The organism is Rhodospirillaceae bacterium (genome assembly GCA_040219235.1).
Taxonomy (GTDB): Bacteria; Pseudomonadota; Alphaproteobacteria; order Rhodospirillales; family Rhodospirillaceae; genus WLXB01.
Genome location: JAVJSV010000016.1, coordinates 341303 through 361120, shown reverse-complemented (window position 1 = coordinate 361120; position 19818 = coordinate 341303). Strand labels below are relative to the sequence as shown.

Here is a 19818-nt window from a genome sequence, read left to right as displayed (position 1 = left end):
GATTGGCCAGCAGCGAGAGTGGGAGACAAAAGGCATGTATGTGAATTTCTGGTATCCGGTTTGTGTGAGCGATGACCTGACAGACAAGCCCGTCCGCGTTCGAATTTTGAAACACAATTTTGTGGCTTTTCGCGATAACGAGGGAAACCCGGCTTTGTTGTCGGATACCTGTGTGCATCGTGGCGGTGCGCTCTCGGGCGGAAACTGCAAAGAAGATGGCACTGTTCAGTGTCCGTATCATGGTTGGCGCTTTACCAAAGATGGCGTGTGCACACGCATACCATCGCTAGGGATTAACGGTAAAATTCCTGCCCGGGCGCGTGTTGATGCCTATCCCACAGTGGATAAGTACGGATTGGTTTTTGCCTTTATTGGGGATCTTCCCGAAGCGGAGCGTCCGCCCATCATGCCGATTGATGAATACGACACTGACGGCTGGCGGGCCACCATTCAAACTTTTGATGTTGATTACAACTACGAGCGGTCCATTGAGAACGGCTTAGACCCAGCCCACAACGAGTATGTGCACTCTACCCACGGTTATAAGGGTGAGAGAGAAGAAGAGTACCAAGTCAATGAGTTGGAGCCCTACAAAAACAATGACTGGGGTTTTGGGTTTATGCATACCTTTGATGCGCCTCCTTTGAAGAACTGGTTGATGAAACGGTTCCGTAAAGAAGGCGGAAAAATGCAGGCGGGCTCCGGCACCTACGGCCCTAACCACATGTGGACCTATATCCATCTGTCCGAAAAAATGCACATGCATCAGTACATGTTTGAAGCCCCTATTGATGAGGCTAAAACACGTATTTTCTTGGTTAATTTGCGTAACATGGCGATCACTAAGCGTGAGTGGCTCAATAAATTTCTCGATAAGAAAATCAAAGAGCGGAATATGTTTGTGGCCAGTGAAGACATCGTTGTTGTTGAAAAGCTGGAGCCAAAAATGACTCCGCCAACCACGACTAAAGAAGTGCTTATGCCCCATGACCGCGTGGTTGTTCAGTACCGCGGCAAACTCAAAGAATGGGAACAAAAAGGCTGGCGCCTGGATCATGAAGCGATCAATGCGCTGACAGCGAAGGGTGATGTTGTAACAGCGATACCTTGTCCTTATCGTCGCGACAGCAAAGCCTGGGTGCTTGATCCCGCACCGGTCTATCGGGCACTGCCAGAGGCCGAGCCAGTAAGAGAGGCGGCTGAGTAACCTAATTCAACACTAACAGATAATGACTTACCAAAACGCCGGCCTTAGTGGCCGGCGTTTTTTTATCCCAGAGGGTTGCCAGTTGTTACGGGTACGGCAAGAGTCTCACCTTAACAGGTTTAGGGAGGAGTCATGCAAAAGCCGGTTAGTGATGTCATCGTTAAAGGGTGGCAACCCGAGACGGAAGAAACGCATCAGCGATGGTTGTTGGCCAATCACCCAAGTGGCGCGCCATCGGTTGATGATTTCATGATGGTCGAAGATGTCGTGCCTGCCCCTGCGCCAGGTCAATTGCTGGTGCGCAGCCTCTATCTGTCTGTTGACCCCTTTCAGCGCCTGATTATGAATGCGACGCCGCGTAATGTTGAAGTCGTGCCGTTGTATGGCGTGATGCTCGGCGACATTGTTGGAGAGGTTGTAAAATCACATCATCCAGATTTTAAAGATGGCGATGTGGTGAACGGTGTTTTGGGCTGGCAAAATTATGCCCTGACCAGAGGGACTGGGCATTATATCCACAATCGCTCTGGCTTGCGGGTTGTTGATGAAAGTCTTGGTCCTCTCAATACGGCTGCAAGTGTGTTGGGTCGCCCTGGTATGACTGCGTATTTCTCTGTGATGCGCGAGTGTATGCCCAAACCGGGAGATGTGATGGTGGTGTCCACTGCTGCTGGCGCCGTTGGGCATTTGGCCGGTCAGATTGGCAAAATCCACGGGGCGACAGTTATTGGTATTACATCATCGGAAGAAAAAATTAGCTTCCTTACTGAAGAGATGGGGTTTGACGCAGGCATTAATTATAAGGCAGTGAATGACATTAAAGCGGCCGTGAAGCGCGCGTGTCCAAACGGCGTAGATATCTATTACGATAACGTCGGCGGCCCGATGGCCGAGGCGATTCTGACTCAGTTAAATCCGGGCGGGCGAGTCACCTATGTGGGGTCAACTGAGCAATATAATACGTTAGAAGAGGATGGCACGCCGTGGACGTGGAAGATGGATAAGCCCATGTTCATTATTCACGACTATATCGAAGAGTACGATGCTGGACGCACCGCGATGAGCGCCTGGATGAACGATGGCAAACTGCAATACCGTGACGATATTATCGACGGTTTAGAAAACGCACCTGATGCTTTTATCGGGCTATTTAAAGGCACGAACATTGGCAAGCGTTTGGTGCGGGTGAATCGCAAACGCCTTAATGGTGAGAACGCTTAGGTATTTATCTCAGTTCTTTTTTAACAAAACGAGATCTTCTGATTTGACCCGCTGTGTTTGGCGTAACTGGTCATCCCAGTCACCCGATAAAAACGCACGCACATCATCAGCAACCAATTTTGGTTCTTCAATATAAGGATAGTGACCAAGGCGGTCATACTTTTTGACAATGGTCGGCGCTCCGGTCATCCACAATTGAATGATGTTTGCTTCCAAGTGCATCACGGTCGGATTTTCCATGCCCCACAAGATGAGCGTTGGCGCTTCAATATCATCGAGAACAACAGATGGGTCGCCTGTAATATAGTTCCGTCTAAAAATACGTGCTGGTTCCGCCCGGTCTGCGCGGCGATTCATATCGTAGTTCATTTCGATATGCGCTTCAGAAGGAGGCTTTGAGGTGACGTTTAGTGTTAGAGATTGCCGCCACCAATCTTTAGATTGGTGGTAAGATCGCACCCATCGACCAAAAGCTGTGCCACGTTCCCGGTTGGGGTTGGTAAGTGCTGTTCTGGGCATACCAGCCGAATTGATAAGAATGAGGCGGTCAAGTTTTTCAGGGTAGTTGGCCGCGTATCTGAACGCCACTGTGCCGCCTGACGATGTGCCGATGAGATGGAATCGGTCGACGCCTAGCGCTTCTGTGAGCTGCGTGATCATCTCTTGATTTTGCTCTACGGAATAGCGTTGCTGAGGATCGAAACCTGTTAGTCCCGCATTTGGAAAATCGAACCGGATGATGCGGAAGTCTTTCTTTAGGTCTTCGACCATCCCGTCCCATGCTCGTAAGCTGTGAAAGGAAGCATGAGAAAGAACAACAACAGGCCCAGTGCCTTCATCCGTGTAATGGACTTCGATGCCATCAAGCATGATGTATTTAGATTCAGGAATTTCGTATTTGGCACGGAGGTCTTCCAGTGAAATGTCAAACCCACCAGATGTGAGCATCCAAAGCCAGATGCCAAATCCACCAGCAGTAATAATGACCAACACGGCCAAGCCCTTTATCAGTGCGGACATGACGTTCCCCTTACTAAATTCGACCCAACCTCTGGTATAAAAGTCAGCATGGCCGTGGACGAGGGGAATAATCAACCCCTCCCGCCAGTTGGTCATTTTAAATGCTGATTTTGGCGAATATGCCTCATTATAGAGGGCTTAGGTGCATTTCTAAGAGACGAGAAAGGGGGCATAATGAAACGGTTTCACGTATTCCTTGCCATTGCTTTGATGTTTAGCCCGTCAAGTGAGGTTCAGGCGGAGAACGTACTTGTGCTCGGTGCGACCGGTCATACTGGGTCACGCATCAGCAAAATGTTGGCTGCCGAAGGACATCAGGTGACCGCCTTTGTGCGTCCGTCCTCTAAGCGAGAGAGGCTGACAGGAGTTGATTTACAATATGCCTTAGGAGACGTGCTTGATTTTGAGAGCGTGGAAGCCGCATTTGAACAGGCTAAGCCAGATGTTGTTTTTGCCGTTTTGCAAAGCCGCCGGGGGCAACCAAGCCCACACGGAGAGCCCGAAGTGGCAATTGTAAGATTGGCTGAACAAAGCGGGGTGTCTCAATTCATCTATCTCAGTTCAGTCGGTGCCGGGCCGGATACTGTGGCTCAGCGGACGCGTTATCCAGATATCAATTTTGATCTCTTTGCTGAGGGATTGGCAGAGAAGGCCCTCGTTGAAACGGCGCTACGCAGCAGCAAACTCAATTACACGATCATTCGCAGTGGCTCGATTTTGGTTGAATTTGGACGTGAGCCGCCGCCGGGTACTGGCCGGGGGTACTTCACTGAGAATCAGGATGTGACTGGACCCATTACCTATGACGACCTCGCCGTCCTGATGACTCGCTGTGTTGGCACCAGTGGGTGCTACGGCAAGATTTATCATGCGACGGATGACACGCTTTGGCCTGAGTACAACCATTGGCGCTGTCGCAGATTTGCCCCGCTCGCTGAACTTGGCCCCGCTTGTGATCATCTGCGACCGATCTCTGCTCCTAAGCGTTAGGCGGCTAAACCTTCCTGCTCAGGGGAATCTTGTTGCTTACGACCCCCATAGCGAATGGCGGCAGCAACGACGGCAAAGTTAAAGATGGGTTCACCCATATTTCCAACGATCGGTCCGACGAGGCTTTGAGGAACTGCCGCCGCCGCAAACATGATCATGCAGCCAACGGCCAGCCAGGGCCATTTGTGCCGGATCCAGATGGCAATGCCGACGGCCATAAGAATGAGGTTTGTCAGAATAGCTGCAGCCGGGGAAACGCTCATGCCGACACCAGCTATGTCAGGCGAGCAAGCTTGGGTTTCAGAAACTTTGGTGACGTAGCGCAGCGTTTCAGCGAAACAGGCCGGATAGAAATCAACGATAAAGATGTATCTGAAATCATACACGATAAAGAATACAGCGAGGGCACAGAACAGGCCCATGACGATTTTGTTCTGGGCAAACTGAAAGCCCGCGCGTCTTAACAGTATGCCGGCAACGATGATCAGTAGGGGCAGGGTGCCCCAGTGCCACGCATACCGTAGGTATGTGACGCCCAGCATAATCGGACCTTCACCTATAAAACGACCGGTTGCGACTGCAAAAGAGTCAAACCACAGGAATAACAAGGGGATAAGCGTGAGCAACAGCACGGTTGTCTTTTGCGCCATATACGCCCTTAAACACCAGATCAGACAGGCAAATGCAGCTGCGGCGATTATCAGATACCCAATTGTGATCATTGGTTTCGACCTTCATCTAGCGTTTCATCGGATGGGACAGTGCCTGATGTTGGTGCAAGCCGTAAACCAGGAGGTCGCTTCGGACTTCCTGGCGGACAAAGGCCCACTTTAAAGGCATCCATCACGTTTTTCATATTTTGCTATTGGCTAATGATTCGATCCGAATCAAAGTGAGTCGGATTTGCCACATCCTTGAATCTATTGAAGGAATCTCGTTTAGAAGGCTTGACCATAAGACTCGGGCGTGATTCCATCTGTTTATGAAGAGAGGTTCAGAACATAGCAAGAAGGCAAAACAAATCCTTGCGCCACTCTTAGGTGTCGCTCTGGTGACGTATTTTGCCTACCACGCTGTTCAGGGTGATCGCGGGTTGCTTGCGTGGTGGCAACTTCGGCATCAATTGGAAGCAGCTCAGACTGATTTGGCTGTCATCCAGGGCGAACGGGTCAATATTGAACATAAAATAGCACTTCTCCAGCCCGGCAGTTTGGACCGGGATATGCTGGACGAACAGACACGGCGCGTGCTTGCATTTATACAACCCAATGAGTTGCTGATTATTCCGACCAACTAGGCGACAGCCTGGTCAGCCCTCGATGCGATTAATATACCAGAGTATTACTGATGTTTTGGCGTTTTAATTGGCGCTAATGAAACGTCTTTTTTGTGACCTTGATTTCATAAATATATCTTAAATGACTTATATTTTGAAATAATAAGCCGATTTTACGAAAGAGCATTACGGGTAAATGGCTTGCTTTCAAAGGTTTAACTGCTTTTTGGTTTATCAATAATTTGTGCAGTGCAAACAAAGGCTTAACTGTTGTTTCACTTGCGTCATTTTCGCGTCGCTGCGATAACTCGGTCTGTAGATAGACCGAATAAGCCATCTTTTATAAATGGCACAGAACTTATGAATGGGGATCTCGCATGGCTGCTCGGAAGTCTGCCACCGCTAAATCATCTTCAGCCAAATCGGCTCAAAAGAAATCATCTAACGCTAAGCCTCCAAGTACAGAGCAGCAGGTTCAGTTTTATAAAGACATGCTTTTGATCCGTCGCTTCGAAGAGCGCGCGGGTCAGCTTTATGGCATGGGGCTTATCGGCGGTTTTTGTCATCTTTATATTGGACAGGAAGCTGTCGTCGTCGGTCTCCAGGGCAATATGATTGATGCTGATACGGTGATCACAACATATCGGGATCACGGCCATATGCTCGCCTGTGGTATGGACCCAAAAGGGGTGATGGCTGAATTGACGGGCCGCATTGATGGATATTCCCGCGGCAAGGGCGGCTCAATGCATATGTTTAGTCGAGAAAAAGGGTTTTTCGGCGGCCACGGTATTGTTGGTGCCTCTGTCCCCATCGGGACAGGCTTAGCCTTTTCTCATAAGTACAATGAGGATGGCGGCGTAAACTTCTGTTACTTCGGCGATGGTGCCGCCAACCAAGGCCAGGTGTATGAGGCTTTCAATATGGCTGCGTTATGGAAGCTCCCTGTTATCTACGTTATCGAAAACAATAAGTACGGTATGGGAACGTCTGTCGAGCGGGCCTCGGCTTCAGCTGATTTATATCGCCGAGGCGAAGCTTATGGCATTCCAGGTACGGTGGTAGATGGCATGGATGTGAACGCAGTTTATCAGGCTGGACAAGACGCTGTTGCCCATGTGCGCGGTGGTAAAGGTCCGATTATTTTGGAAATGAAAACCTATCGTTATCGCGGTCACTCCATGTCTGACCCGGCTAAATATCGATCCAAAGAAGAATTAGCAAAAATGCGTGGTGAACATGACCCTATTGATCGCCTGCGCCATAAGTTAATCGAAGAGGGCGTGCTTGACGAAGACGGTTTCAAAGAAATGGATAAGGCGATCAAGGCGCGGGTCACGGAAGCGGCAGAGTTTGCCCAGGAGTCACCTGAACCTGATCCAAGCGAGCTATATACAGACGTCCTTCGCGACGTAGCATAATTCATAAACTGCGAATTCATAATCCAAGTGTCTCGCATGGTTGTCATGCCTGACATCGCGAAGCCCGGCAACGGGACAATTTAGGGAGACTCTATCCTTGTCAACGAAAGTTCTAATGCCTGCGCTTTCGCCAACTATGACAGAGGGCACTCTGTCGAAGTGGTTGGTCAAAGAGGGCGATAAGGTTTCAGCCGGTGATATCATCGCTGAAATTGAAACAGATAAAGCGACCATGGAACTTGAAGCCGTGGATGAAGGCACGGTGGGCAAGATACTCGTTAGCGCCGGCACGGAAGGTGTTAAGGTCAACAAGCCCATAGCTGTAATCATGGAAGAGGGGGAAAGCGCAGACGACATCGCAGAAACCTCGTCACCTGAAGAACCACAAACTGACGATACATCGACGCAAGAAGCCGATGACGAGTCTAAATCGTCCGATGAAAAACCTGATGAAGAAGCGGCGAAGCCTGATCGTCCTGCAAAGCCAAAGGCCGTGATTGATGCAGACGAGCCTGAGCTTGGTGAAACAGCAGAAATTACCGTCAGAGAAGCTTTGCGCGACGCCATGGCTGAAGAAATGCGCAAAGACAAAAGCGTTTTCTTAATGGGCGAAGAGGTCGCTGAATATCAGGGAGCATATAAGGTCAGCCAAGGGTTGCTGGAAGAGTTCAGCAGCAAGCGCGTCATTGATACGCCAATTACGGAGCAAGGTTTCGCAGGGCTTGGTGTGGGTGCGGCCTTTGGTAAGCTCAAGCCCATAATTGAGTTCATGACCTTTAACTTTGCGATGCAGGCAATTGACCAAATTATCAACTCTGCTGCTAAGACGCTGTATATGTCTGGTGGTCAGATGGGATGCTCGATAGTTTTCCGTGGGCCCAACGGAGCAGCCTCGAGAGTTGGAGCCCAGCACTCCCAGTGTTATGGCGCGTGGTACTCGCATATTCCAGGCCATAAGGTTGTTGCCCCTTGGTCTGGCGCAGATGCAAAGGGCTTGTTGAAATCTGCAATTAGAGATCCAAATCCAGTCATTGTGCTCGAAAATGAACTGCTGTACGGAACGAAATTCGACGTGCCGACCAGCGATGACTATGTACTGCCAATTGGCAAAGCGAAAATTGAACGTGAAGGTTCTGATGTCACGATCACGGCGTTTAGCATTATGGTTGGCAAAGCTTTGGAAGCGGCGGAACAACTCGCGGCAGATGGTATTTCTGCTGAAGTGATTAATCTACGCAGTCTGCGGCCGCTTGATACGGAGGCGATTATTAAGTCGGTCCAGAAAACGAATCGCTGTGTGTCTTGTGAAGAAGGCTTCCCGTTTTCGGGAATTGGTGCGGAGATTTCAGCGCAGATTATGGAGCAAGCTTTCGACTGGTTGGATGCACCTGTGGCGCGTGTCACAGGTGTCGATGTGCCGATGCCCTATGCTGCTAATTTGGAAAAGCTCGCCCTGCCACAAGTTGAGCACATTGTAGAAGCGGCGAAAGCCGCATGTTATCGCGACTAGAATAACGTAGCGCGAAAGAGGACATAAGATATGCCTATTCAGATTTTAATGCCGGCTTTGTCGCCAACAATGACCGAGGGCAAGCTTGCCAAATGGTTGGTTAAAGAAGGCGACGAAGTTTCATCAGGTGACATCATCGCCGAGATTGAAACAGACAAAGCAACGATGGAGCTCGAAGCCGTCGACGAGGGTAAGATTGGTAAAATCCTTGTAGAGGCTGGTGCTGAAAACGTCGAAGTGAACAAGCCTATTGGTATTCTCCTAGAAGAAGGAGAAGATGAAAGTAACATGGATGATTCGTCTTCTGATGCATCCTCTAAGTCGTCAGATAAGTCGTCAGATAAGTCGTCAGACTCCTCCTCTAAACCCGCCAAGAAAGAGTCTGAGGAAAAAGACTCAGAACCAACAAAGAGCAAACAGTCAGCCAAATCTGAGGTTCCGTCGAAAAAACCAAAATCGGATCATGATAAATCGGGCGACAGGGTGTTCGCGAGTCCGTTGGCCAAGCGTATTGCAGAAAATGCAGGCATCGAACTGTCGTCAATTTCCGGGAGTGGTCCAAACGGGCGTATTGTGAAGACGGATGTTGAGAAAGCTATGTCCGGCGGAGCAGAAAAATCGAGTGCCAAAGCACCAGCCGCGCCAACCAGTATTTCTTCTGCAGCTGGCGACGTGCCTGATTACGGTCAATCTTACACGACCAAAGAAAATTCATCGGTGCGCAAGATCATCGCCAAGCGTCTGCTGCAGTCTAAGCAATCGGTTCCGCATTTCTATCTGACAATTGAGTGCATCATTGATGACTTGCTGGCCTTGCGTAAAGATCTGAATGGGCGCGATGGCGCAGATTATAAACTGTCGGTGAATGACTTTGTGATCAAGGCCAGCGCGATGGCCATGAGTAAAGTACCCATGGTGAATGGTACGTGGACAGATGAAGCTATCCGTCTCTACGATAATGTTGATGTGTCTGTTGCTGTTGCCACTGATGGCGGTTTAATCACCCCGATCATCCGCAATGCCGATCAAAAAGGCTTATCGACTTTGTCTAACGAGATGAAGGAATTGGCGGCCCGGGCGCGTGACAACAAGCTCAAACCTGAAGAATTCCAAGGGGGCGGGTTCTCAATTTCTAATCTGGGTATGTATGGCATCAAGGAATTTTCCGCGATCATCAATCCACCACAAAGCGCAATCCTGGCTGTTGGGGCCGGAGAGCAGCGCCCAGTTGTTAAAGATGGTGCGTTGGCCGTGGCAACTGTTATGTCGTGCACGTTGTCGTGCGACCACCGCATTGTTGATGGCGCGGTTGGTGCTGAGTTCCTCGCAGCCTTTAAGCCGCTAATTGAAGATCCCCTGAAATTGTTGCTGTAGAGGGCGATTGATATGGCTGATAAAAACTTTGATCTGGTTGTCGTTGGTGGTGGCCCTGGTGGTTATGTCACGGCAATTCGTGGTGCACAACTTGGCCTGAAGACCGCTGTCGTTGAACGCGAGCACCTTGGCGGCATCTGCCTCAATTGGGGTTGTATTCCAACAAAGGCGTTGTTGCGGACCTCAGAGGTTTATCATCTGATCAAGCATGCCGAGGATTTTGGCCTTTCGGTCAAAGATGTCAGCTTCGATGTAAAAAAGATCGTCGAGCGTTCACGTAAAGTGGCCGGCAAGCTATCCGGTGGCGTCGGTATGCTGATGAAGAAGAATAAGATAGAGGTCTTTGACGGGCAAGGTGCCTTGGCTGGAAAAGGCAAAATCAGCGTGACGAAAGACGGTAAGCTTTCCGCAACTTTGAGCGCAAAGCATATCGTGCTGGCAACCGGCGCGCGCGCGCGGACATTGCCGGGATTAGAGTCGGACGGGAAACTGATTTGGACTTATAAAGAGGCAATGATTCCGGAAAGTATGCCAAAGTCGATGCTGGTGATTGGCTCTGGCGCAATTGGCATTGAGTTTGCCAGTTTCTATCGCACCTTGGGTGTCGATGTGACGGTGGTCGAGGTCATGGACCGTGTGCTGCCGGTGGAAGATGAAGAGATTTCAGCGTTTGCACTTAAGGCGTTTAAGAAGCAGGGCATGAAGATCATGACCGGCGCATCAGTTAAAAGCCTAAAGACGGGCAAGGGCAACGTGACGGCCAGTATTGAGGCTGGTGGAAAAACGGAATCTCTGACGGTTGATCGCGTGATTTTAGCTGTTGGTATTGTCGGCAATGTTGAAGACCTTGGTTTGGAGAAATCAAACGTCAAAGTCGAAAAAACGCACGTGGTGACCGGTCCATACAGCGAGACGGATGAGCCAGGTGTGTATGCCATCGGCGATCTTACCGGGCCACCCTGGTTGGCGCATAAAGCCAGTCATGAAGGTGTGATCTGTGTTGAGAAAATCGCCGGGATGTCTCCGCACCCGCTTGATACATCGCGCATTCCGGGCTGCACGTACTGTCATCCGCAAGTGGCCAGCGTTGGTCTGACGGAGGCGAAAGCCAAAGAGGCGGGACACAAGGTTCGTGTCGGCCGCTTCCCCTTTATCGGGAATGGTAAAGCCATTGCCCTGGGTGATGACCAGGGCCTGATTAAAACGGTTTTTGATGCGGACACGGGCGAACTGCTTGGGGCGCATATGATTGGCGCTGAAGTAACCGAGCTGATTCAGGGATATGCGATTGCAAAAACCTTGGAGACGACCGAGAAAGAGCTTATGGAAACCGTATTCCCGCATCCAACTCTTTCTGAGATGATGCATGAATCAGTTCTTGATGCTTACGACCGGGTTATCCATATCTAAGTTATGACCAAGATCACGCCCCTAAAAACGCCGCAACCCCGTGTCCCGAAACCAGATTGGTTGCGGGTAAAGGCCCCGACGTCTCCGGCCTATGCCGAGACACGCAAACTGATGCGAGACTTGAACTTAAACACCGTTTGTGAAGAAGCCGCCTGTCCCAACATCGGGGAATGCTGGACGCAAAAACATGCGACCATGATGATCCTTGGCGATATTTGCACGCGGGCCTGTGCCTTCTGCAATATTAAGACTGGTAAGCCCGGCAAGATTGATGCCGATGAACCAGCGCACGTGGGTGAGGCTGTCGCCAAATTAGGACTACGTCATGTTGTGATTACGTCTGTTGACCGTGATGACCTTGAAGACGGCGGGGCTGCGCACTGGGTCGCTGTTATTGAAGCAATTAAATCAGCTTGCCCGGAAACAACCATTGAAGTTTTAACACCGGACTTCCGCAAGAAACTTGGTTCAACTGATTTGGTGGCGAAAGCGCATCCTGACGTTTTCAATCATAATCTCGAGACGGTGCCGCGATTATACCGGACCATTCGGCCCGGGGCACGATACTTCACCAGCTTACGGTTGTTAGAGCGTGTAAAGGAAGTCGTGCCGACCGTCTTTACAAAGTCCGGTATTATGGTTGGCTTGGGTGAGGCGAAAGAAGAAGTGCTCCAGGTGATGGATGACTTGCGCGCGGCTGACGTTGATTTTCTAACCATTGGTCAGTATTTGCAGCCAACCCCAAGACATGCTGCCGTTGATCGATTTGTAACCCCTGATGAATTTGCCGACTATGAGAGAATGGCGAGGGCCAAGGGCTTCATGATGGTATCGGCGAGTCCACTCACGCGCTCTTCCTATCATGCGGATGCTGATTTTGAGCGTCTGCGCGAGGCCCGTGAAAAGAAGCTCGCACGAGCGGTTTAAGGCTTGGACGCAACGTTTCGCCATGCCCGTTCATACTGAAAAACGTATACTGCCTTACTCACCTGAGCAGGTTTATAAGCTTGTTGCGGATGTAGAACGCTACCCTGAATTTTTGCCATGGTGTGTGGCCTGTCGAAAAACGCAAATTTATGAGAACGGTTTCGATGCCGATCTCGCCATTGGGTTTAAAATGGTCCGCGAAAAGTTTTCATCGCGGGTGGTCTTAAATCCAATAGATAAAGTTGAAGTTGTTTATAAGGATGGTCCGTTCAAACACTTGTCAAATTCGTGGACTTTTAGTGCGACCGAGGACGGTAAAGGATGTGTGGTCGACTTTTATCTCGACTTTGAATTCCGCTCTCTAATGCTACAAAAAATCATTGGTGTTTTGTTCGAGGAGGCGGTTCGGCGCATGGTATCTGCGTTCGAGGCACGTGCTGAAGACCTCTACAGCAAAAAGTAAACGCCAATTTGCGGTTTTAGTTTGCTGAGTCAGGAGGCTCTTTTTCCTCAATCTCTCGCAGTCGGCTTAAAACCAATTCGAGGGCAGCACCGATTGTAGATCTCCGGACGTCATCGCGAGTTCCTGCGAATACATACCGTTTGATTACAGCATCTTGGCCGCGCTCCGCGAGCGATAAGAACACTAATCCAACGGGTTTTTCTTTACTGCCACCACCGGGGCCCGCAATACCGGTGACAGCGACGGCGAGATCAGCATCTGTATACGCGATTGCACCTTCAGCCATCGCAGCGGCTACCACGTCACTGACAGCTCCGAATTCATTAATCGCATCCGCAGGAACGCCCAACAGTTTTGATTTAGACTCATCGGCATAGGTTACAAAGCCGGCGAGAAATGCGGCAGATGATCCTGAAGACGCCGTCAAGCAACTGGAGATCAGTCCACCTGTGCATGATTCTGCTGTTGCAAGTGTTTTACCTTGAGCAATGGCTTCCTGAATGACAGTTTTTGCAAGCGAGGTTAGGTCGTCGGGCAGCGTAGCCGTCATGATGCACCTATTAACTGAGCCGCCGCGTACAAAACCATACCAGCGTAAACCGCGGCAGCGATATCATCTACCATAACGCCTAATGCGCCACGAATACGCTGTTCCAGGGTGCGAATAGGCCAAGGTTTTAAAATGTCAAAAAACCGAAATGCTAAAAATCCAATGATATAAAGTATTATATCAGGTGGCACGATCGAGAGAGTCAGCCATTGGCCAGCAACTTCGTCAATGACAACCCAGCCCGGATCCTTTTTAGCTTCTTCTGTGGCCGCGGCGGCAGCCCAGCCAACCAGGGTTATCAAAATGGCTGCGATCACCAGACCAGTCGCACCGAAGTATGATGATATAACCCATGCGAAGGGCAGTGCGGCCAAGGACCCCGCCGTTCCAGGGGCTTTTGGGCTGTATCCTGAACCAAACCAAGATAGCAACGCTAAGTTGATATTTCTCATTCTTGGTCGCCTAAATGTAGGTGCTGTTCAAGTTTTAGGTTCATTTGGCGAGGTTATTTCAGCTTTTAACATCGCGACAATGACCAGAAAGCTTAAAATTCAGCTGAGAGTCAAACTGTTCTTTTGAGGTTAAAAGGCGTCTTTCTGTTTGAAAAACCTAGAAAAAATCGCCACAATCCAATTCGATATTACTTCTACGCCCTTTGGTTAAGATTTTTTTGACCAGACGGTTATGATTAAAAAGAATAGTGAGTTAATGAAAAGCCGATATAAAACCTGCGGCAAACCAGGTATTGGCTAAGAGGTTGTTTGTCTTAAATACGCGGGGCCGGTGAGCTTGGGGTCGGGCCTGCGTAATTTTTTTTTCGTGTCTCGGGGAAGCACATGTCAAAGTTTGATCCGCATGATCGAAGTCTTTCGAAAGCTCAAAGGTGGCTGCAGCGCTTTTTTCCAGAACGTCAAATTATTTTGCGTACTGAAGAACGCATGCGGACGCTGCGCCTCACGACGATGCGTCAGGCTGTTACGGCCTCGTTAATCACAGTCGTTGGTGGATGGCTTCTGGTCAGTTCTGGCCTCGTTGTTAGCCATAGTGATCGCATTCGCGCCAAGAATATTGAAGTTACAGATGCGCGCTCAGGTTACGAACAGCTCCTGGCGCAGTTGACGGTCTACAAGCGTCGCATAGATGAAATCACTGATGAACTGAACGAGAATACAGAACGTATGATTGGGCTTGCTGACCGTCAGGTTTCTCTCGTTGATCTGAAAACGCCAGAAGGCGCTTTGGCCTCCGCTGCTCGCCAGCGCAAACCCGACGCTGAACTCACTCGCCAGGAGCAAAGGCTCGCCTCTGATCCAGAGCAAATTGAAGTTGCGATCGGACGCATTGAGCTCGAACGCCATCGTGTCGCTGAAGCGCGGACTGAGCTGCATAATCAGTTGGATAATCTCAAGTCCGATATGACAGATGTTACTGAGGTCCACCAGAATACGGATTTTATTGATCCAAAGAGTTTAGAACTGCGGCAATTGGTCATTGAACGCGATTTGGCTTCTGTTGAGCGAGACGGACTCTTAAACCGTGTTTCTGAATTGGAAGATCAATTGAGCGAAATGGAGAGCACTCAGCTTCTTCTTTTCCATCGATTTGCTGAAGTGGCTGATGAAAAAATCGATCATATTCAAACATCACTTTCCAGCACGGGCCTTGATGTGGACGAACTCTTGGCGTTTCGGCGTACTGAATCTGGTAGTGGTGGACCGTTCATTCCTTTGAATTCAGTAGCCGGAGATGAAGGGCCACTCCATGATTCTTTGGTGTCATTAAATCTTCAAGTGGAGCGTTTGACCGAGCTTCAAAACTTAACGGACGTTATGCCGCTTGATAAACCTCTCAGAAAGTACCGGATTACCAGTGGTTTTGGGGTCCGTAAGGACCCGTTTACGGGGACGTATGCACGCCATTTGGGCCTCGATTTTGGGGCACCTTATAAATCACCCGTCTACAGTCCTGGTGAAGGAAAGGTTGTTTACGCTGGCTGGCGAGGGCGCTATGGTCGGTTTGTAGAGATTGATCATGGAATGGGGCTCACGTCTCGCTTTGGTCATATGGCAAAAATATCGGTAGAGAAGGGTGAGTATATCGGTCGTGGGACCGAGATCGGCCTTCTCGGCAACAGTGGACGTAGCACGGGACCTCATTTGCATTTGGAGGTTCTGCACAACGGTAAGCAGTTGAACCCGTTAAAATTTATGAGAGCGGGAAGCGATGTTCTCGAGCAAGAATAACGGACAACCCCAAGGGCAGGTCGCACGTATGACTGAAGGCCAGGTGAAATCTGTACCGTCGATCATCAGCATCGACCTTAACGTTCACGGAAATCTCTCTAGCAATGGAGAGATACAAGTGGATGGCAATGTCGAAGGTGACATCAATTGCAAAGCGCTGATTGTTGGCACTAAGGGGTCTGTCAGTGGCGAGGTAACAGCGCAAACAGTTCGTATTCACGGGGCTATTAAAGGCCAAGTGAAAGCGAAGTCAGTGTTTTTGGCGTCAACCGCGCAGATGTCTGGAGACATTGAGCACGAGAGTTTGGCTATTGAACCTGGCGCTTTCATGGAAGGGCACTGCAAGCGCATTGTTGCAGACCCGTCTCCTGCGGCTAAGCCAGAACCCGTCGCCGTTAAAACGTCTGCCAATGGCTCAAGTCATGACGCAGAGATCGTACCCCAGGCTGCGGCCTCATAATTATACTACTGAGATATGATTAAGGCGCTGTAGTCATAGCGAAATAATTAGGGCAGAGAAAACGCTGCCTTTTTTTATTTTTTGGTAAGACTTGTTTCGTTCTAATTTTCTGAGCGGCTGAGGTCATCAGGAAGAGTTTGTGCCAGTTGCTGCTGATTGGCTAGAACGGCGCGATAAACTTGCAAGTTTTCCATAACACGCTGAACGTAGTTGCGTGTTTCATTAAAGGGGATCTGCTCAATCCAATCAATTGGATCCACTTCTCCTGTGCGAGGGTCTCCGAACTCTCTGACCCATCGTTTCACCCTATTAGGGCCTGCGTTATAGCCAGCAATAGCCATAATGTAGGAGCCTTCAAAATCATTGATGAGATCCCCCAAATACTTAGATCCCAAAGCGATATTGTAGGCCGGATTAATCGTGAGTGCATCGCGGTCATAAGGCGCGCGGATTTGCCGAGAAACCGCACGCGCGGTCGCCGGCATGAGTTGCATTAAACCACGAGCTCCAGCGTGGCTTTGCGCCGAAACATCGAAGTTACTCTCTTGTCGGCTGATGGCCAATAGTAGGGGTTTCTCCGGAACGTTGGGATATTCGAATCTAGGAACGGGGAAACCATACTTAACCAGGGTGATATGATCCTGGGCTGCGCGTCTGGCTACCCAGACCCCATAGTCTTCACGATTGAATTTGCTGGCCATTTCGGCTGCCAAATGGCGCTCCGTGGCAAAGTCTGATGCGCTGGCAGCAGCGAGGACAAATGTTCTCAGATAATCAAGATTATCTACTTCCGCCATCATCCGGGCAACACGCGCCAATCGGCTCTCGTGGAAAGAATTGCGCTCGCTGGTTGTCGGAAGAGGGTCAAGCGGCAATTGAGGCAAGGTGTCGCCAGTTAATTTTGCTAATGCCAACTGGCCATAATAGGTGGTTATATGGAGAGCTGCTTTTTGGTACCAGGTTTTTGCTAATTCTATATCTCCGCCATCTTCTAAGGCACGGCCAACCCAATAGGCACCGCGTGACAGACTGACAGGAAAAGCGACAGCGTCGTAGACCCGATAAAAGTGCGGCAGTGCGGCTTCAGGGTTTTTTAAAAACTGGAGTTGAATCCAACCTGCCAGCCATTCCGCCTCAAAGACTGACAGAGCATCGCTAGCCTTGTGCTCTGACGCGATTTTATAGGCTTCGGTAACATCACCATTTGATAAGGCTTCTCGTGCCAGAATGTGGCGTTCCTTCCACCATAACTCTGGGCGCTCTGCATCTTGATGCGGCTCATGAATAAGCTCGGCTGCGCTTTCGTAACGTCCACGGTTACGGCGCCATTTCAAGCGGTCATAGATGAGCCCTGGGTTATCACGAAGCGCGGCCGGGACTTTTGCAATAAATGAATCAACACCGTACGAATCGTCGATGAGCGCGATACGCGCTTCTGCCAGCCTTCTATAATCTGAACCCACACGCCTAAGCATGCGCTGCGCGCCATTAGTGTGACCATCCCACAGGAGGCGTTCCAATCGCGCGGCATGATCTTGTTGCTTAAAGAGGTCTTCAAATTCTGACAGAAAAGTGCGTTCTTGCGACCGATTGAAGGTGCCTGTCAGCCATGCTTGACGGGCGGTTTCGATCGCTTTTTTTTCTTGCCCAGCATTTCGGTAAGCTATGGCGAGAGTCGCTAGCCCTGGTCCGGTTTGAGCCGGAAACTCTTCAAACCACTTAATAATTTCCGCCGTGGATAATGATTCGTCGTCTGCGACCTCTTCAGCGCGCCTGCGAATACTCTCGATTTGCGGCCAATTATAATTCTGACGAATGAATTCTGTTCGAGCCTTGAACGGAGTGCGAGCGCCCGTTTGACGCAAATACAGCCAGGCTACGACGCTCTCAGCTAGTGGCTCTTTAATTTTTTTGGCAAAATCGACTGCTTGTGACCATCGCCGGGACTTTGCGGCTGACAGGGCCTGAGCAAATAATGACCGGTCTTCAAGACTTAGAAGATACGCATAGTCATTACCGAATGGACCATAATAGCGGGGTTTTCGCGTTGGGAGGACGGTTGGGGGCCCGGATACCGTAAGTTTTACAACAAGCGGCTTGACCTCCGGGAGAACAGGGGTGGCATTTAAGGAATTGGCAGAGGGCAAGGCTAAAGCGACGAGCATTCCAGCGGCCAAAGCGATGTGACGATAGAGCACCAGAGTCATTAGCGTGAAACACCATAAACGACTGTAAAACAATAATTTATCAAGTCTTGTCCCGGAACTAAAGTCCTTTGCTTGCCGCTATTGCATGTCGGCGGTATGTTCCCACACTTATGATGGCCTGATGCATACCATAAACGATATGGCCCTAGTCCCGTGCATCCTTGGAGTACGCTTTCATGTTTACTGGTTCGATCACCGCACTCATTACCCCATTTAGAGATGGTGGTATTGATGAGAAGGCGTTTCAGGACTTTGTTCAATGGCAAATTGATGAGGGAACTCATGCGGTTGTACCGTGCGGAACCACGGGTGAATCGCCAACTCTAAGTCATGAAGAGCATAAGAGGGTGGTTGAACTGTGCATCGAAGTTGCCAAAGAGAAAATCCCCGTTATTGCTGGCAGCGGGTCGAATTCGACCGAAGAGGCGATTGCCCTGACAAGGCATGCCGCGTCAGCGGGGGCTGATGCCGCTTTGGTGGTGACGCCGTATTATAATAAACCCAGTCAAGCGGGCATGTTGGCGCATTTTCAAGCGGTTGCAGATTCCGCAGACCTGCCAATCATTATTTACAATATTCCGCCGCGGAGTGTTGTCGACATGACCGTCGAAACCATGGCTAAGCTGGCAGAGCACCCTAATATCGTCGGGGTTAAAGACGCCACCGGTGATCTGGGCCGTCCGCTTGCGACGCGCATAGAAATAGGGCGAGAATTCTGCTTGTTGTCTGGTGATGATGGATCGGCCGTTGCCTATTTGGCCCAGGGTGGTTTTGGTTGTATTTCGGTTTCTTCCAACGTTGCACCGCGTCTGAATGCCGAGATGCACGACGCATGGCGCAATGAAAAGTATGAAGATGTCTGGCGCATTCGCGATATTTTATATCCTTTAAACGAAGCCATTTTTTGTGAACCCAATCCAGTGCCTGTTAAGTATGGTTGCAGCTTGATTGGTAAATGTCTCCCCGATGTTCGTCTTCCTATGGTGCCGCTTTCGCCTAAAGGGGGGGCCCGCGTTGAAGAAGCCATGCGCGATGCTGGTCTTTTTGAATAGATAGAAAGCTTCATGACAAAGTTGGGTTGGATCTCCACGGGCACAGTTGCCCAAAACCGCAAGGCACGCCACGATTACCAAATCGAGGAAACTTTTGAAGCGGGAATGATGCTCATGGGGACAGAGGTTAAATCCTTGCGTCTGGGAAGAGGCAACATCCAAGAGTCTTATGCCTCAGTTGAGGACGGTGGCGTCTACCTGATAAATTCCTATATTCCGGAGTATGAAGGTGCCAAGCATTTTGGCCACGAAGCCCGTCGGAAACGGAAGTTGTTGTTGCATGCGCGTGAGATTGACAAGCTGACGGCAGGTGTTTCGCGCAAGGGCATGACGTTGGTTCCGCTGTCGGTATATTTTAATGACCGTGGAATCGCGAAACTTAAACTTGGTCTAGCCAAAGGGAAGACCGATATAGATCGACGCCAGACGATTAAGGAACGCGATTGGAATCGTCAGAAGTCGCGTGTGCTTCGAGACCGGGGCTAAA

19 protein-coding genes are annotated in these 19818 nt (G+C 50.0%); 14 read left to right on the top strand and 5 right to left on the bottom strand.

The window, feature by feature from the left end; translation table 11 throughout:
- Positions 1-34: 34 nt before the first annotated feature.
- Both RIC29_16335 and RIC29_16330 read left to right on the top strand, forming a co-directional pair.
- Entirely contained in the window at positions 35-1207 is a 1173-nt protein-coding gene (locus tag RIC29_16335) for an aromatic ring-hydroxylating dioxygenase subunit alpha (protein MEQ8736493.1), read from the top strand.
- A 132-nt stretch (positions 1208-1339) separates the two neighbouring features.
- Entirely contained in the window at positions 1340-2428 is a 1089-nt protein-coding gene (locus RIC29_16330) for an NADP-dependent oxidoreductase (GenBank protein MEQ8736492.1), read from the top strand.
- A gap of 9 nt (positions 2429-2437) precedes the next feature.
- Here the strand turns inward: RIC29_16330 and RIC29_16325 are convergent, their stop codons facing one another.
- A complete protein-coding gene (locus RIC29_16325; protein ID MEQ8736491.1) occupies positions 2438-3448 on the bottom strand; it encodes an alpha/beta hydrolase in 1011 nt (336 codons plus the stop codon).
- Between the two features lie 174 nt (positions 3449-3622).
- On the opposite strand from RIC29_16325, the gene RIC29_16320 reads away from it, so the two are divergent.
- A complete protein-coding gene (locus tag RIC29_16320; GenBank protein MEQ8736490.1) occupies positions 3623-4438 on the top strand; it encodes an NAD(P)H-binding protein in 816 nt (271 codons plus the stop codon).
- On the opposite strand, the gene RIC29_16315 is transcribed toward RIC29_16320, so the two are convergent.
- Positions 4435-5160, bottom strand: a complete 726-nt coding sequence (locus RIC29_16315) for a hypothetical protein (GenBank protein ID MEQ8736489.1) — start codon at positions 5158-5160, stop codon at positions 4435-4437. The two genes, RIC29_16320 and RIC29_16315, sit on opposite strands and share 4 nt — an antisense overlap.
- 329 nt (positions 5161-5489) lie before the next feature.
- On the opposite strand from RIC29_16315, the gene RIC29_16310 reads away from it, so the two are divergent.
- The 7 genes from RIC29_16310 (at position 5490) to RIC29_16280 (ending at position 12819) form a co-directional block, all read left to right on the top strand.
- Positions 5490-5735, top strand: a complete 246-nt coding sequence (locus RIC29_16310; GenBank protein MEQ8736488.1) for a septum formation initiator family protein — start codon at positions 5490-5492, stop codon at positions 5733-5735.
- 356 nt (positions 5736-6091) lie between these two features.
- Positions 6092-7135 (top strand): pyruvate dehydrogenase (acetyl-transferring) E1 component subunit alpha, encoded by a 1044-nt coding sequence (gene pdhA, locus RIC29_16305; protein MEQ8736487.1) that lies wholly within the window; start codon positions 6092-6094, stop codon positions 7133-7135.
- 97 nt (positions 7136-7232) lie between these two features.
- Positions 7233-8645 carry a pyruvate dehydrogenase complex E1 component subunit beta gene (locus RIC29_16300; protein MEQ8736486.1) on the top strand — a complete coding sequence of 471 codons (1413 nt, stop codon included), beginning with the start codon at positions 7233-7235 and terminating at the stop codon, positions 8643-8645.
- 30 nt (positions 8646-8675) lie between these two features.
- Positions 8676-10019, top strand: coding sequence for a pyruvate dehydrogenase complex dihydrolipoamide acetyltransferase (locus tag RIC29_16295; GenBank protein ID MEQ8736485.1), 1344 nt, complete (start codon positions 8676-8678; stop codon positions 10017-10019).
- Positions 10020-10031: 12 nt separating this feature from the next.
- A complete protein-coding gene (gene lpdA, locus RIC29_16290; protein MEQ8736484.1) occupies positions 10032-11429 on the top strand; it encodes a dihydrolipoyl dehydrogenase in 1398 nt (465 codons plus the stop codon).
- Positions 11430-11432: 3 nt separating this feature from the next.
- Positions 11433-12356, top strand: coding sequence for a lipoyl synthase (lipA, locus tag RIC29_16285; GenBank protein MEQ8736483.1), 924 nt, complete (start codon positions 11433-11435; stop codon positions 12354-12356).
- A 22-nt stretch (positions 12357-12378) separates the two neighbouring features.
- Complete coding sequence (locus tag RIC29_16280) at positions 12379-12819, top strand: type II toxin-antitoxin system RatA family toxin (protein ID MEQ8736482.1); 441 nt, start codon at positions 12379-12381, stop codon at positions 12817-12819.
- Positions 12820-12835: 16 nt separating this feature from the next.
- On the opposite strand, the gene RIC29_16275 is transcribed toward RIC29_16280, so the two are convergent.
- Positions 12836-13369 carry a nicotinamide-nucleotide amidohydrolase family protein gene (locus tag RIC29_16275; GenBank protein MEQ8736481.1) on the bottom strand — a complete coding sequence of 178 codons (534 nt, stop codon included), beginning with the start codon at positions 13367-13369 and terminating at the stop codon, positions 12836-12838.
- On the bottom strand, positions 13366-13821 hold the full coding sequence (locus RIC29_16270) for a phosphatidylglycerophosphatase A (GenBank protein ID MEQ8736480.1): 456 nt from the start codon (positions 13819-13821) through the stop codon (positions 13366-13368). Before RIC29_16270 ends, RIC29_16275 begins: the two co-directional genes overlap by 4 nt.
- Positions 13822-14205: 384 nt before the next feature.
- On the opposite strand from RIC29_16270, the gene RIC29_16265 reads away from it, so the two are divergent.
- Both RIC29_16265 and RIC29_16260 read left to right on the top strand, forming a co-directional pair.
- Entirely contained in the window at positions 14206-15612 is a 1407-nt protein-coding gene (locus RIC29_16265; GenBank protein MEQ8736479.1) for a peptidoglycan DD-metalloendopeptidase family protein, read from the top strand.
- Between the two features lie 28 nt (positions 15613-15640).
- Complete coding sequence (locus tag RIC29_16260; GenBank protein ID MEQ8736478.1) at positions 15641-16072, top strand: polymer-forming cytoskeletal protein; 432 nt, start codon at positions 15641-15643, stop codon at positions 16070-16072.
- A gap of 101 nt (positions 16073-16173) precedes the next feature.
- Here RIC29_16260 and RIC29_16255 read toward each other — a convergent pair whose 3' ends face one another.
- On the bottom strand, positions 16174-18279 hold the full coding sequence (locus tag RIC29_16255) for a lytic transglycosylase domain-containing protein (protein MEQ8736477.1): 2106 nt from the start codon (positions 18277-18279) through the stop codon (positions 16174-16176).
- A gap of 176 nt (positions 18280-18455) precedes the next feature.
- Here RIC29_16255 and dapA point away from each other — a divergent pair, with 176 nt between their 5' ends.
- Both dapA and smpB read left to right on the top strand, forming a co-directional pair.
- Entirely contained in the window at positions 18456-19331 is an 876-nt protein-coding gene (gene dapA / locus RIC29_16250) for a 4-hydroxy-tetrahydrodipicolinate synthase (GenBank protein ID MEQ8736476.1), read from the top strand.
- A gap of 12 nt (positions 19332-19343) precedes the next feature.
- Positions 19344-19817 carry an SsrA-binding protein SmpB gene (gene smpB / locus RIC29_16245; protein ID MEQ8736475.1) on the top strand — a complete coding sequence of 158 codons (474 nt, stop codon included), beginning with the start codon at positions 19344-19346 and terminating at the stop codon, positions 19815-19817.
- Position 19818: the final 1 nt, after the last annotated feature.